Origin of the sequence: Methylocapsa aurea, assembly GCF_000746085.1 — a bacterium.
Classification (GTDB): domain Bacteria; phylum Pseudomonadota; class Alphaproteobacteria; order Rhizobiales; family Beijerinckiaceae; genus Methylocapsa; species Methylocapsa aurea.
Genome location: NZ_JQKO01000010.1, coordinates 109789 through 124996, shown reverse-complemented (window position 1 = coordinate 124996; position 15208 = coordinate 109789). Strand labels below are relative to the sequence as shown.

The 15208-nt window shown below is 60.5% G+C and carries 13 protein-coding genes; 12 read left to right on the top strand and 1 reads right to left on the bottom strand.

Annotated elements, in window-relative coordinates:
- Positions 1-352: 352 nt before the first annotated feature.
- The 10 genes from cysE to DL86_RS08205 all read left to right on the top strand — a co-directional run bounded on the left by cysE (position 353) and on the right by DL86_RS08205 (position 10793).
- A complete protein-coding gene (cysE, locus tag DL86_RS08260) occupies positions 353-1240 on the top strand; it encodes a serine O-acetyltransferase (protein ID WP_036260105.1) in 888 nt (295 codons plus the stop codon).
- A 117-nt stretch (positions 1241-1357) separates the two neighbouring features.
- Entirely contained in the window at positions 1358-2671 is a 1314-nt protein-coding gene (locus DL86_RS08255) for an O-acetylhomoserine aminocarboxypropyltransferase/cysteine synthase family protein (RefSeq protein WP_036260103.1), read from the top strand.
- 250 nt (positions 2672-2921) lie between these two features.
- A complete protein-coding gene (locus DL86_RS08250; protein WP_036260101.1) occupies positions 2922-3557 on the top strand; it encodes a peroxiredoxin in 636 nt (211 codons plus the stop codon).
- A gap of 191 nt (positions 3558-3748) precedes the next feature.
- The gene (cysK, locus tag DL86_RS08245) at positions 3749-4738 is read left to right on the top strand and encodes a cysteine synthase A (RefSeq protein ID WP_036260308.1); all 990 of its coding nucleotides are present in this window, start codon (positions 3749-3751) and stop codon (positions 4736-4738) included.
- Positions 4739-5688: 950 nt separating this feature from the next.
- Positions 5689-6273, top strand: a complete 585-nt coding sequence (locus DL86_RS08240; protein ID WP_036260099.1) for a hypothetical protein — start codon at positions 5689-5691, stop codon at positions 6271-6273.
- Positions 6274-6371: 98 nt separating this feature from the next.
- Positions 6372-6674 (top strand): hypothetical protein, encoded by a 303-nt coding sequence (locus DL86_RS08235; RefSeq protein ID WP_036260095.1) that lies wholly within the window; start codon positions 6372-6374, stop codon positions 6672-6674.
- A gap of 767 nt (positions 6675-7441) precedes the next feature.
- Positions 7442-8125: a hypothetical protein gene (locus DL86_RS08230; RefSeq protein ID WP_051952986.1), complete on the top strand. Its 684-nt coding sequence runs from the start codon at positions 7442-7444 to the stop codon at positions 8123-8125.
- 119 nt (positions 8126-8244) lie between these two features.
- A complete protein-coding gene (locus DL86_RS08225; RefSeq protein ID WP_036260092.1) occupies positions 8245-8655 on the top strand; it encodes a DUF2147 domain-containing protein in 411 nt (136 codons plus the stop codon).
- Positions 8656-9117: 462 nt separating this feature from the next.
- Complete coding sequence (locus tag DL86_RS08215; protein ID WP_036260088.1) at positions 9118-10059, top strand: ribose-phosphate pyrophosphokinase; 942 nt, start codon at positions 9118-9120, stop codon at positions 10057-10059.
- Between the two features lie 488 nt (positions 10060-10547).
- Positions 10548-10793, top strand: a complete 246-nt coding sequence (locus DL86_RS08205; RefSeq protein ID WP_036260085.1) for a hypothetical protein — start codon at positions 10548-10550, stop codon at positions 10791-10793.
- A 37-nt stretch (positions 10794-10830) separates the two neighbouring features.
- On the opposite strand, the gene DL86_RS08200 is transcribed toward DL86_RS08205, so the two are convergent.
- A complete protein-coding gene (locus tag DL86_RS08200; RefSeq protein ID WP_051953030.1) occupies positions 10831-11739 on the bottom strand; it encodes a protein-methionine-sulfoxide reductase heme-binding subunit MsrQ in 909 nt (302 codons plus the stop codon).
- 342 nt (positions 11740-12081) lie between these two features.
- On the opposite strand from DL86_RS08200, the gene DL86_RS08195 reads away from it, so the two are divergent.
- Entirely contained in the window at positions 12082-13545 is a 1464-nt protein-coding gene (locus tag DL86_RS08195; RefSeq protein ID WP_245276305.1) for an efflux transporter outer membrane subunit, read from the top strand.
- A 278-nt stretch (positions 13546-13823) separates the two neighbouring features.
- Positions 13824-15194 (top strand): MdtA/MuxA family multidrug efflux RND transporter periplasmic adaptor subunit, encoded by a 1371-nt coding sequence (locus tag DL86_RS08190; RefSeq protein ID WP_051952984.1) that lies wholly within the window; start codon positions 13824-13826, stop codon positions 15192-15194.
- Positions 15195-15208 lie beyond the last annotated feature (14 nt).

Genomic DNA, 15208 nt, shown 5'->3' with positions numbered 1-15208 from the left:
TTGGCCCTGCGGCGGCCATGCTTCAAAAAAATTTAGCGCTCCTTGGCCTGTCAAATGCGTTATTCTTGATATTATTTGGCGCCGAAAGCGCCGCTTTAGTAGGTTCGTCGCGGGGCAGCAGCGGCGTGGGAACCGTCGCTTGCGCAAAATAAGAGAGCGGCCATCGACAAATTCGCTTTATCCATTTAATCTATCGACCAACTTATAATTTGCGGCGGTTTTGGTCGATCTCCGCGCCCGGTCTGGAGCGGGCCCGCGAATCGCCGCGCCGTCAGCTTTGGGCGAAGCGCGATTGGGGCAAGACACGCTGGCGAGGCCGAAGACGCTATCTATGTTTTGGGAGACCGGGCCCATGAACCGACGGGTAATCGGGCAAATGACGCTTATTACAAACCCTCAGCCGCCGGCCGCGTCCAAAACGGAGGCGGATCTTTCCGAATTGCTTTGGGCGCGCCTGCGGCAAGAGGCCGAAGACGCGTTTTCGCATGAACGCGTCTTGGCGCCGCTGTTTGTGAATTCCATTCTGAACCGGTCAAATTTCGAAGACGCCGTCGCTCATCGGATTTCGGCGCGACTCGGCAACGAGACGGTTCCGGCCTATCTCATCGCCGACGCATTCGGCAAAGCAATCGCCGACGACCCCTCGATCCCCACCGCTTTCCGCGCCGACATAGGGGCGGTCCTTGAACGCGACCCCGCCTGCGAGCGCTTGATCGAACCCTTTCTCTACTTCAAGGGCTACCACGCCATTCAGACGCATCGGCTGGCGCATTGGCTCTGGACCCATGATCGCGCCGATTTCGCGCTTTATTTGCAGAGCCGCTCATCGGACGTTTTCCAAACCGACATCAATCCGGCCGCGCGTTTCGGCAAGGGCATTTTCCTCGACCATGCGACCGGCCTCGTCGTCGGCGCGACATCCGTGATCGACGATGATGTCTCCATCTTGCAAAATGTGACGCTCGGCGGCACCGGCAAGGAAACCGGCGATCGGCACCCTAAAATCAGGCGCGGCGTGATGATCGGCGCCGGCGCGAAAATCCTCGGCAATATCGAAATCGGCTCTTGCTCGCTCATCGCCGCGGGGTCGGTCGTGCTGCATCCTGTGCCGCCCAACACGACGATGGCGGGCGTTCCCGCGCGCGCGGTCGGAACCTCAGGCTGCGTCGAATCCCCCGCCCGCAGCATGAATCAGATTCTGAGCGAACTCGCCTATGATTCCTTCACTTATATGATTTGAAGCCGGTCTAATTTTAGGCCAAAAATAACCGGACCGCTTGGGCGCGCCGGAGCGCGATGGCCGCTGCAATAAGGCCGCGCAAATGCTCCGGCTTGAAAAACTCTAAGGAGAACAGCAATGGCGACGCAATCGACAAAGCCGGAGACCCTCGCGCTGCACGCCGGCTGGCGCGCCGATCCGGCGACCGGCGCCGTCGCCGTTCCAATCTATCAGACGACCTCCTATCAATTCCGCGACACCCAGCACGCCGCCGATCTTTTCGCGCTGAAGGAGCTCGGCAATATCTACACCCGCATCGGCAATCCGACCGTCGATGTCCTCGAGCAGCGCGTCGCCGCGCTGGAGGGCGGCGTCGCCGCGCTGGCGCTCGCCTCCGGTCAGGCGGCCTCGGCCTTCTCCGTGCAGAACCTCGCCCGGGTCGGCGACAATATCGTCAGTTCGACCGATCTTTACGGCGGCACCTGGAATCTCTTCGCCAATACTTTGAAGGATCAAGGCATCGAGGTCCGTTTTGTCGATCCGAGCGATCCCGAGAATTTTCGCCGCGCGACCGATGCCCGGACAAGAGCCTATTACGCCGAGACCCTGCCCAATCCGAAACTCGCCGTATTTCCGATCGCGGAGGTCGCCGCCATCGGCCGCGCGTTCGGCATCCCGCTCATCGTCGACAATACCGCCGCGCCAATTCTCTGCCGCCCGATCGCTCATGGCGCGGCGATCGTCGTCTATTCGGCTACGAAATATCTCGGCGGGCACGGCAATTCGATCGGCGGGCTCATCGTCGATGGCGGCAATTTCGATTGGGAGCAATTTAAGGAGCGCCAGCCCGCATTAAATACGCCCGATCCAAGCTATCACGGCGCGGTTTGGACCGAGGCGGTCAAACCGCTGGGACCCATCGCCTATATCATCAAGGCGCGCACCACCTTGCTGCGTGATCTCGGCGCCCCGCTCGCCCCCTTCAATGCTTTCCTCATTCTGCAAGGCATCGAATCGCTTGCGCTGCGGATCGAACGCCACGCCAGGAACGCCGAGGCGGTCGCCAACCATCTCACCAAAAAGCCGGAAATCACCAAAGTCATCTATCCGTCGCTGCAGACCGGCGCCACCCGCGAGCGCGCCGACAAATATCTCGTTGGCGGCTACGGCGGCCTCGTCGGGTTTGAACTCAAGGGCGGCGCCGAGGCGGGGCGCCGGTTCATCGATCATCTCGAACTTTTTTATCACGTCGCCAATATCGGCGACTCGCGCAGCCTCGCCATCCATCCCGCGACGACCACCCATTCGCAACTCTCGGCCGAAGAGCAATCCGCCACCGGCGTCACGCCCGGCTATGTGCGCCTTTCGATCGGCATCGAACATATCGACGACATCATCGCCGATCTCGACCAAGCCTTGGCCGCGGCGGGCGGCCTCGCTCGCGCCGCATGACGCCAGCGCTGAGCAGCCCAAGCCCCGGCTGAGGTGGGGCAAGAGCCTGCGCGGCAAAGGCCTGCGAGCTTCGAATTCCTATCATATGGAATGATTCTAGATATGCGCTTTTGTTTGTTGACAGGAAGCGTAGACTTAATACTCTCGCGGAGAGGCGCTCGGCCTCGTTTGGCAAGCGGCGCGCGCGCCATGCCGAGCGCGGCCGCGCGCATGCGCGGACGTTCCAGTAGACTATTTCGGAGTATGTGAGATGGCACTTCAACTGGGCGACATAGCCCCTGATTTCGAAGCCGACACCACCGAAGGCCACATCCGCTTCCATGAATGGGCGGGCGATTCGTGGGTTGTCTTGTTTTCGCATCCTAAGAACTTCACGCCGGTCTGCACGACCGAGCTCGGCTATACCTCGAAGCTGAAACCCGAATTCGACAAGCGCAATGTCAAGGCGATCGGCCTTAGCGTCGATCCGCTCGCCAGCCATGAGAAATGGGCGGACGACATCAAGGAAACCCAAGGCCATGCGCTGAATTTTCCGCTGATCGCCGATCCGGAGCGCAAGGTCGCCGACCTCTACGGCATGATTCACCCCAATGCGAGTGACACCCTGACGGTGCGCTCCGTCTTCATCGTCGGACCCGACAAGAAAATCAAACTGACGTTGACCTATCCGGCCAGCACGGGCCGCAACTTCGACGAAGTGCTTCGGGTGATTGATTCCCTGCAGCTGACCTCGAAGCATCAGGTCGCGACGCCGGTCAATTGGAAGAATGGCGAGGACGTGATCATCGTTCCCTCGGTTTCCGACGAGGACGCCAAGAAGAAATACCCGAACGGATGGACGGCGCCGCGCCCCTATTTGCGGATCGTTCCTCAACCTCAGGGCTGATCGACCCGGAGGACGTAGAAAATCGGCCGGCATGGGGCCGCACTATGCTTCATGCCGACGATCGCGTTTTTATTTATGCCGATCGGCCTTGTCGCATCAGCGCTCTGGACTTCACCTTGCTTCGGATCGGCGCCGCACGGACGGGCCATTCCGCAGCCCCCAATTCGAACAAACATCGTTGGAGCAAGACAATGGCGCAGACCGCCGCAAAATCGGCCGAGGACACCGCGCAGGCGCCGGGGCGCGGCAAGATTTATGACTCGATCACCGATACGATCGGCAACACGCCTCTTGTCCGGCTGCGGAAGATCGCCCAAGAGCGAGGTGTCAAGGCCAACCTCCTCGCAAAGCTGGAATTTTTCAATCCGATTTCAAGTGTGAAGGATCGGATTGGCGTCCATATGATCTCCGTGATGGAGGCCGCCGGCAAGATCACCCCTGGCAAGACGACGCTCATCGAGCCGACCTCCGGCAATACCGGAATAGCGCTGGCCTTCGTCGCCGCCGCCCGCGGCTATAAGCTCATTCTCGTCATGCCGGAATCGATGTCGATCGAACGCCGCAAGATGCTGGCGCTTCTCGGCGCCGAACTCGTCCTCACACCGGCGCCGCAAGGAATGAAAGGGGCCATCGCCAGGGCGCAGGAACTCGCCGAAGCGACGCCCGATTCGATTATCCCCAAGCAGTTCGAAAACCCCGCCAATCCCGAGATCCACCGGCTGACGACGGCCGAGGAAATTTGGACCGACACCCAAGGCGAAATCGACGTCTTTGTTTCCGGGGTGGGAACGGGTGGGACTATCACCGGCGTCGCGCAAGTTCTGAAGCCACGCCGGCCGGGCCTGAAAATCATCGCGGTCGAGCCCGAGGATTCGCCAGTTCTCTCGGGCGGGCAACCGGGCCCGCACAAGATTCAAGGCATCGGCGCCGGCTTTGTTCCCTCGATCCTGGACCGTTCTCTGATCGACGAGGTGGTGACGGTCGGCAATCAGACCTCCTTCGACACCGCCCGCCTCATCGCCCGGCTTGAAGGCATTCCGGTTGGCATTTCCTCGGGCGCGGCGGTCGCGGCGGCTGTCGAAATCGGCCTGCGACCAGAATTCGAAGGCAAGAATATCGTCCTCATCATTCCCTCCTTCGCCGAGCGCTATTTGTCCACCGCCCTGTTTGATGGACTTTAGGGCTTTCCTGAACGCCGCCGCCGCGGGCTCGCGTTGAGGAAATGCGGTAAGGCAAAGTGCGAGAGCAGCTTTGAGATTCTGTGGATCTGAAAGCGATTCAGGCGCCCTTTACCTTATGAGGCGTAAGTGGGCGACCCACCGCCTCGCGTGGGAACCATCCCACCCGGACGAGCGTTGCGCCTTGGACCGCCTCCGATCCATAATCGAAGTCGGTCAATTTGGACGCGGGTCTTGAAAGGTGCGTCCTGCGGCCACGGAGGCGCTTCGATGAATACTCTCGCATGGATTGCGGCCGCTCTTGCCGTTGCCAAGGCAATTTCCAGCTTCCGGCAGAGGCCAAAGCCTGCTGCGGTTCGCGCGGCTGAGCGACGCTAGAGCATGATGCCGAAAAGTGGAAACCGGTTTTCGGCCGACATCATGCTCTAACTCTTTGATGAGAGGCGGATTCAGACTTTGGACGAGATCGCCTTGCGATCTCGTCCAAAGTCATCCGGCTCTAGAGCGCTTCCGGATCGGGGGCTCATGCGATCGGTAGCGCATCGCTCCGATGCAAACGTCGAGGCGCGTCGGAATCGACAAAGGCGGCCAGCTTTTTTTTTAAGACCATGCTCCGCCCTTTGTTTTTGCGAGGCGAACCTGTCTCCACTTCGCTCGGGAGCGTTTTAGCTCGCGATCCTCAAAAGTCGCGACTCTTGAGCAAGGTCATCCCTTGAAAGATGCGCAAGTGATGCCGCGCATGCGTGATGCCGCTTAGAGCCTCTCGCCTCTGACTCGGCGATCTCACCAATCAAAGCATTGATATCCTCAAGTTGAAGCCGCGCCGCGCGCCATAGCCTTCGCCGGCGGCATGCTGACGACTCACGAGCGCTTTTCCCTTATGTTGCCGGACGCCAATCCATCGGCCAAAGTCAACCCGCCGCTTCCCACAAGACAACAGCCAGATCTCGATCATGCGTCTCACATTGCTGCGTTTGCTTGTCATTTTCGCAAGCATTTGGGGACAATTCCCTCTCCTTGCCGAGGCCCTTGAGGGCAAGCCCGAAGCATACGCCCCGCCAGAGCCTGCGAGCCGATCGGGCGGGACCTCTGGCGCATCGACAATCGACGCCCCGGCTGCTTCCGGTTCATGGCGGCGCGTCCGCAGTCCCGGTGGCGAGTTCGATGCAACGGCATTTCTGCGAACGGCCGATCTCGACCGATCCGATCCCCGTCTGGCCGGCCTTATGCTGCGCTGCGGTGAGCGCGGCGTCGAAATTGTCATTGTCGTCGTGGAGCCGTTTCCGCCCCGCGCGCAGCCGAAAATTACCTTGCGTGTGGCGAAACAACAGTCCTACTTTGTAGGAAGCATCATTCCAGCAGGCGCCGGCATTCGTCTTCCAGTCGACGGAATGAAGCTGGCGAACGATTCGTGGCTTGGATCGCAGGAGGTGGAAATAAAGATCGCCGACGGCGACACCGCAATCGAGGGCATTGTGCCCTTATCGGGCCTGACAGCGGCGATCCGCGCCCTTGCGGCCACATGTGTGCTAAAATGAGGCTTTACCTGATCGCCTATTTGGGCTGAAATGTAACAAAAAGCAAAAGCGCCAAGTAAGAAAAATAAGACAAGATAAGTCATCTGGGAGGCATCGAAATGACCATTCTAATCATAGGGGGCGTTCTGTTCGGGACGATCCTCGGGCGTTTCTTCAAGGTCCTAATTCTTGTTCCGGTCAGCGCTCTCGCGATCGTTCTGGTTCTCGCCGGACCGGCTCTCGCGGAGCACAGCCTGGCGCGCGCTCTTCTCGAAATCTTCGCGCTGATCACCAGCCTTCAAATCGGCTATGCAGCGGGAGTGGTTTCGATCAACATCCCGGTCCTGTCTCAAAACGTTCGGAAAAGCTGGACCGCCCACCATACGCATTCGACAGCATCGCGCTCGTTTCATGTTTGGTAGTCATCCATAACGGGATGAGGCGCGGGGGGATGGATTGTTTGCGGATCGCAATGCGAAGGCGATCCGGCGGAGGCGATCGATCAGGACGATCAAAGCGCGCGATTTCGATCATCGCGCGCTTACATTGAAAACGCGTCGCTGCCCTTGAAACTCCGCGTTGCGCGACAAGCCAAAATCAGCTGTTGCGGACGGCGTCCTTCTTGACCGGCGTCCCCACGAAAGCTCTTTTTCGTAATCTGTTGTATTTTTGCCAGACCCTATTTCTCTTGAAAGGGAGGGTCGTGGCCGAGCGGGCGCGCAATTTGGCCAAAGTTTGATTTTGGCATGCTCCAACTGTTTGAACCTGAGCGCTTGCCGAACGGATGCCTGGGTCTGATCGGCAAGCGCTTGACGCGTCTTTTCAAACTGCGCTCGCCGGCGTTTGGAAACTGATGAGCAGCATTGAAGGCCTTTGACGCAACGGCATTGCAAACCCAACGCAATTGCGTCGAAGGCCTTGTTTTTGCCGCATTTTCTGATCGCCGTGCTGATCTCCGTCGGCGCAGAAAATACTCTGGACCTTGGTTAAGATTCAGTTTAGCTGTCGATTCTTGGCTGTGCTGGCAAGAGGCTGCTTGGATCGAGACCACACGCCAAGACAGGCGGATAAGAGCATGCTCCAACGTGGGATAGACCCGCTTTTGCAAGCCGAATGTCCGACAGATGCAAATCCAGAACGCTCCGATCGGACTGGTCGAACGAAGGCTCTGGAAGAAGGGGCAAGAAGAATGGGCCGCTCGGTTTTCTTTCCCGGATCGTCGACGGGTCTCGCCCGATATCTGTTCGTTTTGATCATGGCGCTTTGCTTGGCCGGTTGCATCGAGGCCGCGGATTCGCCGCCGCCCCAGGCGGACCTACAGCAAGGGCCGGCCCGGCGAGAAGGCGTCAGCCCGCGCGGCGCCAGCGTCGCCTTGGCGAGCTTGAGCGGCGTTCCTGAGCCGGTCGCCGACCGCATTAAAGGCGCCTTCGCGCAGGAAGCCGCCGAACGCGACATCACTCTCGCAGACCCCAAGAACGCCAATTATTTGGTGCGCGGCTATCTCAATGCCGCTCCGGCGGAAACCGGAACTTCGATTACCGTGGTCTTCGACATTTTCGACGCGGCGAAGAAACGCGCGCTAAGGCTCGAAGACGCCCTCTTCATCAAGGCTGTCCCAGCGGCGGATGACCCCTGGTCCGTCATGGACTTCGCCTCGGTCGGCGATGTCGCTGCAAAAACCGCCGAGGACCTCGCCGCTTTTCTCACCAATACGCCAGAGGCCCTCGCCGGCGCCAAGAACAGAACCGCCGCGGCGCCCAAGCAAGCCTCGCCCGGATCGGATGGTCGGACCATCGTCCGGGGAACGCCGGCGAAGCCGCCCGCCTTCGAGGCGAAGGGTCCGAGCGATCTCAGCATCGCCGCCCTGCGCTGAAAGAAGGCCTGAGGCAAAGGCGCAGGGAATTGACTCGCAGCTGAAACTCGACATCAGATCGCGCGCCGCTATGATCGCAGCGGGCGTGATCAGTGCTATCGAAAATCTTCGGAGGAAGTATGAAACCTCAAGTGATCCTAACTGTCCTTGCGTTAGTTATCCTGTCCGTCAGTCAAGCTGGCGCCGACCCTATTGGCGAATGGCGCGTGCAGGACGGCAATGCGACGGTGCGGATACGCAAATGCGGCGCGGCCTTCTGCGGCTTCATCGCTTCGACGCGGACCGCCCCGGGAAAAGACGAGAAAAATCCGGACCCAAGCAAGCGCACCCGCTCCGTGCTCGGAATTGAAGTCTTGATCGGTCTGAGGCCAGCTGGAAACAATCTCTGGTCGGGCCAGACCTATAACGCCGAAGACGGCCAGATGTACAACGCAAGCGTGTCGATGGCGAGCGACCAAGCCTTGCAAATACAAGGCTGTGTCCCAAACAGCGGCCTCTGCGGAAACGAAACATGGACCCGCGTCCGCTAAGCGACGCAGCGCTCTCGCTTCCGTCTGTTTAAAATGCGAAAGGCTCGGCGGCCGGAAATCTGCTTCGGCTGATAGACCGTGGGCGCATGTTCTTATCGCGAACCGGTATTCGCTGCGCTCGAAAATGCTCTAACCCTTCGAATCTGAGCGATCCCTTGTCGATCAGATGATTCCATCTGATCGGGAAGCGCTCTAGAACGCTTTCCGATGGCTTGTCCCGCAAGCAAATCCCGTCGTCGAAAGCGCCCCTATGCGAATTTCTGCAATGCGATCGAATCCGGCGGAGCAGCAAAACGCCCGCTGGAATTATCGCCGGGCAATGCGGCGGAAAGTCCATCTTGGACAATGGATCGATCGGGCGCGGTCGTCGGCCCGATCGCCGGAACTATTTGCGCGCGCCTCATTGTCCAGTTCAGACAGCTTCTCTAAAAGCAGACGTCGCTGTTGGAGCGGCAAATGAGTATGGGCGTCATGAAGATCCTGGCCGGCAATTCCAATCGCGCTCTCACCGAGGCTATCGCGGCTTACCTCGGCATGCCCATGACCAAATGCCAGGTTCGACGATTCGCCGACATGGAAATCTTCGTCGAGATTCAGGAGAATGTTCGCGGCCAGGATGCGTTCATTGTCCAATCGACCTCCTATCCCGCCAATGATCATCTGATGGAAACGCTGATCATGACCGATGCGCTGAGGCGCGCCTCGGCAAGGCGGATCACCACGGTCATTCCCTATTTTGGCTACGCTCGGCAAGATCGAAAACCCGGTCCGCGCACGCCGATTTCGGCGAAGCTCGTGGCCAACCTCATTACGCGCGCGGGCGCCGACCGGGTGCTTACGGTGGATCTCCACGCCGGGCAGATTCAGGGCTTCTTCGATATTCCAACCGACAATTTGTTTTCCGCTCCGGTCTTTGTGCGCGACATCAAGGAGCGCCTGCAGCTCGACAATGTCATGGTGGTTTCACCCGATGTCGGCGGCGTGATAAGGGCCCGCGCCTTGGCTAAACGCATCGACGCGCCGCTCGCTATCGTCGACAAGCGCCGCGAACGCGCCGGCGAATCGGAGGTGATGAACATCATCGGCGACGTCGCCGGCAAGAGCTGCATTTTGATCGATGACATCGTCGATTCGGGGGGCACCTTGTGCAACGCGGCGGATGCTTTGCTGCGCGACGGCGCCCAGGACGTCTATGCCTATATTACCCATGGCGTTCTCTCGGGCGGCGCCGCCGCGCGAATCGCAGCCTCCCGGCTCAAGGAGCTCGTGCTCACCGATACGATCCAATCGACTGAGGCGATTCGCGTTTCGAACAATATCCGCATCGTTTCCATCGCGCCATTGATCGGCGAAGCGATCGCGCGAATCGCCAAGGAAGAGAGCGTTTCAAGCCTGTTCGACTGAGCAGGTTTTCATTTGGCTCGCGGACCGATTGGATGGCAAAAAAAAAGTTGCAATCTTTTCGGATAGAGTCGGCGTTGAAATCGATGCCGCGTTGAATATGTGATCATCGCTCGGCGCCGAGAGATGGCGTCGAGCCTGCTTTCCAACTTCCACTCCGTTGAAAGGCGCCCAATTTTGATTTGGCGTCCGAAGCAAGCTGACCCAATGCGCCGCGCCGCAAATCGTCGGCGCGCGCGCTCAATCTGCGGTGAGGATGACGCCATGCCCGCCAGGACGCAATTCACCAGCTCCACGCAAGGATTTCATGTCGTCTTCAGGGCGCCTGGATCGTTTTAATCCATGAGGGGGCCCGTCAATTTTGATGGCCAGCTCCGACCTCAGCCGATCATTGCAACGCTTCCGATCCTGGGGGTTGCTATAATAGTATATTCAGTTTATAGATTTAGTAGAGATATACGCCATGCCCTCGCTGGCGAAAGGAAACTAGCATGCCCGACGCCTATGTCATTGAAGTCAGCGGCCGCACCGCCGGCATCGTCGCCCGCGATTCGCGCGATCACAACTTCAATTTTTTCTCCGCGACGCATCCATTCGACGCCATGGAAGGGCGCCGTTTCAGCGACCCACTGGCGGCGGAGCGCGCCGCGCGTCATCTCGCCAAACATGGAAGCCTACCGCGCGGCATCGAGCAAGCGCCGTTAATTTCCCAACGCGGACGGAATGGCGACGATTAATTCGGATCAAATGGGTCCATCTTGGCCGCGATCGCCTTCAAGGCGTCTTCGGATAGGCGGACATGGCGCCGATCCGGCCGCGCGGCGAAGGGCCCGCCGGCGTCATTAGCGGACGCAATAAGCGAGCAATCAAGAGAATCGCGCCCGCGCCAAGGACGAACCAGCACGGCCGCACCGTAAAGGAAAAATCGAGGTTCGCGCCAAGCACCAGCAAGAAAGGCGCTCGAACCGAGACCGCATACCAGAGGGCCTCGCCGAACGCCGTCGCAAGCGCCGCTAAAGCCGCAAGACCCGCCACGCGCCAGGGCGAGAGATCGCCGCGCCAGCGCTGCTCCAGCCGATAGGCCAGCAAGAGCAAAAACAGTCCCGCCATCAGGATCGGCTCGCTGACATCGAGCTTGGATTGCATGAAGAAATGGACGCTCGCCAGCGCCGCGACCGGATAGACCAATTGCTGCAGCCGGGTCCAGCGCGGGGCGCCGAGCCGCGCGATCATGCCATCGGTCGAGGTCGCCCCAAGAATGCAAAGCGCGCAAAAGGCAAGAAATCCGATCACGAGGTAAATGCGCGAGACGATTTCGGACCCGACATGCGCAATATCGAAATGCTGATCCAGCATATAGAGCAGCAGATGCAGCCCGGCGTAGGCCAGAACCGAAACGCCGAGGATCCGCCGGACCGCGATCAGCTTCGACCAGCGAAGGGCCGACCGCAGCGGCGTCACCGCCAGGGTCATCGCCAATAGCCGCACGGCCCATAGACCAGACTGATGAATGGCCGCGGTGACCGGACGGGCGCCAAGCCAGCCTTGCTGCGCCTCAATTGCGATCCAGGCGGCGGGCGCGAGAACGCCGATGAAGGCCGCGCATTTTAACGGAGAGAAACGCCCGGTTCGATCGGTCCATGGCGACATGAAAGCAATGCTCAATGCTGGAAGTTGGGTCATACTGACTCTTCGGCGTTCGTCCATCATATGTTTCCGCGCCATCTAAAATCGTCCATCACGAATTCGTGACGGCGCCATGAAAACAGCGCCTAGTGCCTTCCCCACCCGAAGCGCCAGCGCCGCCGCCGGCGGCTCAGAAGCGGCGGGCATAGGCGCAAAGGCGGTTCAACCCCGTCCGCAACAGACAGTTCACATTGCCTTGTGCTCCTCCTGCTTGCCTTGTTAGCGGCGCCCGAAAGCGATAACGAGAACAGCGGTCGCGCTTTGGTTTTGCGGGAATGCGAGTTCCCGCGCTGCGCTGCGAGCAGCCGCGGTCAATCCGGACCCATGAGCGAACGCCGATTGAAACACTGGCTCCACCATTCAGCCTTGGCCCCAGCCCTTGCGTTTGCCCTCGCTTTGGCCGCATGCACGGTCGGTCCCGACTATGAGCGCCCGCCGGCGCCGGAGCCGGTGAAATACAAGGAGCTCAAGGGCTGGAAGATCGCCGCCCCCAATGATGCAATCGATCGCGGCGCCTGGTGGCGGGTTTTCAGGGATGCGAAACTCGATGAGCTCGAGGCGCAGGTCGAGATCTCCAATCAGACCATCGCCGCCGCGGAGGCGGCCTACAGGCAGGCAAAAGCGCTGATCAGGGAGGCGCAGGCAGGGCTGTTTCCGACGGTCACCGCGAATTACAATGGCCTCGCGTCGCATTTGGGTTCGGCGTTGAGTGGAACCGGCTCTCCAACCACCCTCGTGACCTCGACGCTCGCCGCCAACGCCGGTTGGGATCTCGACATCTGGGGCAGGATCCGCCGCACCATCGAGAGCAATGTCGCCGGCGCGCAGGTCTCCGCCGCCGATCTCGCCAACGCCACGCTCTCCGCCCAGGCGCTGCTCGCTGCCGCCTATTTCAATCTCCGCGCCGCCGACTCGCTGCAAACACTTCTCGACAAGACCGTCGCCCAATATAGGCGGACGCTGGAGATCACCCAGCATCAATATGATGCGGGCACCGTGTCCAAGGCCGACGTCGCCGCGGCGCGAGCGCAGGTCTTCAATACGCAGGCGCAGTCGATCAATGTCGGCGTGGCTCGGGCGCAATTCGAACACGCCATCGCGATGCTCATCGGCCGCCCCCCCGCAGACCTGACCATCGCATCCGGCGGCCTGGGGACCATTTTCCCCGCCATTCCGGTGAGCTTGCCCTCGACCCTGCTCGAGCGTCGGCCCGATATCGCCGCGGCGGAGCGCCTGATGCAGCAGGAGAACGCATTGATCGGCGTTGCCGTCGCGGCCTATTTCCCCGACATCAGCCTCACCGGTCAGGCCGGCCTCATGGGCGTCGGTCCGCTCGCGGCCCGGCTCGGCCATGATTTTTGGACGCTCGGCGTCGCTGCGACGCAAATCCTCTTCGACGGCGGCTTGCGCGGCGCGCAAGTCGACGCCGCCCGCGCGATCTACGATCAAAGCATCGCCAATTACCGACAGACCGTACTGACCGCGTTTCAGCAGGTGGAGGACCAGCTCGCGGCGCTGCGCATCCTGGCGCGCCAGGCAAAGGTTGAAGATCAGGCGGTCGCGGCGGCGCAGGAAGAGGTGGACATTCTGCTCAACCAATATCGCGCCGGCACCGTCGCCTTCACCGCCGTCATCGTCGCGCAGGCGACCCTCCTCAACAATCAGGAGCAGGCGCTGACGATCCGGCAGAACCGCTATCTTTCTGGCGTCAATCTGATCCAAGCGCTCGGCGGCGGATGGGACCGGGGGCTGCTGCCAAGCTCCGAGGCATTGAAGCAGGAAAATCCGCTAACGCCGTTTTGATCGCATTATCCGCGTTGCGCCCTATTCACCGGCAGCAAGAGACTCTAAGCAAGACCGCCGGAAGCGAAAGGGCCGACCAGCTTTAGAACAGCCCCTAGATTGCGACCGGTCTGGCGTCGGGCTATCAAGCAGTGGCGGACAATCCGCCGGCGCCATTACAAAACGCTCGTTTCCCGGAACGTTGTCCTGGAATGTTGGCGGCAAGGCGCAGTGAACGATGATCGGCCCTGGTCGCCCTATGCAATGCGCAGACGAAACCGGGCCTTGGATGCCAGACCATGGACGATCGAACTCGCAACGTGGAGAAAGACATTCCGGACGCCTTGCCGAACGCCTTCGTTCGTCGCGACGCCGGAACCGCCTTTCGCGAAGCGCAGACGCCGCCGCCCGACGCGCGAACGCGGCCGCGCGGGCGGTTGGCGCCGATTTTTTTGCTTGTCGTCGCGGTTCTGATCGGTCTCGGCGTTTATCGGATCGCGACGACCGTTGAGACGCCAAAGGACGCTGGTCGCAACCGGCAAACGACCGCGCCTCAGGCTGTCGGCGCGGCGACGATCGGCCTTGGCGACATAAAGATCATCGTCAACGGGCTTGGGACGGTGACGCCGATCGCGACCGTGACTGTTAAGTCGCAGGTGAGTGGCCAACTTCTCGAAGTTGGCTACAAGGAAGGCCAGTTGGTCAAGAAAGGCGATTTTCTGGCCCAGATCGATCCCCGACCCTTTCAATTGGCCGAGCAGCAATTGGACGGTCAGCTCCAGCGCGATCAGGGCCTACTCAATCAGGCGCGCACCAATCTGGCGCGCTATCAAACTCTCCTCAAGCAAGAGTCGATCGCCCGGCAGCAGGCCGAGGATCAGGCCTTTCTCGTCAAGCAATACGAAGGCTCGATCAAGACCGATCAAGCCCTGATCGACGCGCAGAAGCTGAACCTGATTTATGCGCGGATCGTCTCGCCAATCGACGGGCGCGTCGGCTTGCGCCTCGTCGACGCCGGCAATTATGTGCAGACGAGCGATACCGGTCTGGCTGTCATCACTCAATTGCAGCCGATCACAATCATTTTTACCGTGCCGGAGGATGAGCTGCCGCAGATCATGGAGCAGACGCGGGCTGGCGCAGCGCTTGAAGTCGCCGCCTATGACCGCACCAACCTGACGCGCCTCGCCACCGGAAAGCTCCTGACGCTCGACAATCAGGTCGACACCACGACCGGCACTGTCAAGCTGCGCGCCGAATTTCCAAATCTCGACGACCGGCTGTTTCCAAACCAGTTCGTGAATGCGCGGCTGTTGATCAAGACGCTGAAAGGCGTCGTCACCGCGCCAACGGCCGCAATCCAGCGCGGCGCTCCAGGCGCTTATGTCTATCTGATCGGCGCCGACGGCGCGGTGTCGGTTCGGCCGGTCCAACTCGGTGCCAGCGATGGCGGGATGGTCCAGATCGCCTCGGGCCTTGCTCCTGGCGACCAGGTGGTCGTCGACGGCGCGGATCGTTTGCGCGAAGGAGCAAAGGTGTTTGTTCCCACCGTCGATGGCGCTAACGCGGCGGCGGCGCGGCCGGTCAAGCCGGCGGACGGCGCGGCGCCGGATTCCGGCCAGACCAAGAACCAGCGCGGCGGTCGCGGCCGCGAAAAAAGCGCTCCATGATCGCGCGGACCGGC